Origin of the sequence: Companilactobacillus nantensis DSM 16982, from assembly GCF_001435815.1 — a bacterium.
GTDB lineage: Bacteria > Bacillota > Bacilli > Lactobacillales > Lactobacillaceae > Companilactobacillus > Companilactobacillus nantensis.
Map to the genome: position 1 here is coordinate 1 of NZ_AZFV01000084.1, position 450 is coordinate 450.

Genomic DNA, 450 nt, shown 5'->3' on the forward strand with positions numbered 1-450 from the left:
GACAGCTTTAATAATGAAATAATTGCATATAAAATATCAGATCATCCAGATGAAAACTTAGTTATAAATACCCTGAACCAATTACATGGATTACCAGATGATGTAATCCTCCACAGTGATCAAGGATCAACATATACATCGATCAACTTCTGTGATTTATGTAGAGAAAAAGGCATTACCAGAAGTATGTCCCGTAAAGGGACGCCTTCTGATAATGCCTTGATAGAATCGTTTCACTCTTCCCTAAAGTCTGAAACGTTCTACACAATAGATGAACCTATAAGTTCAAACTCTATTGTAATAGAAATCGTAGAAGAATACATCAAATTTTGGAATGAAGAACGAATATTAGAAAAATTGGGCTATCAGTCGCCGGTAGAATACCGGCACTTGATAGCTCAATAAAAGAAGTGCTTTTATTTTAATGTCTCAAAAAATAGTTGCAGTACC

General features: G+C 34.2%; 1 protein-coding gene. It reads left to right on the top strand.

The window, feature by feature from the left end:
• On the top strand, positions 1-405 hold a 405-nt coding region (locus FD31_RS13790; protein WP_157049178.1), incomplete at its 5' end, for a DDE-type integrase/transposase/recombinase.
• Between the last annotated feature and the right edge of the window lie 45 nt (positions 406-450).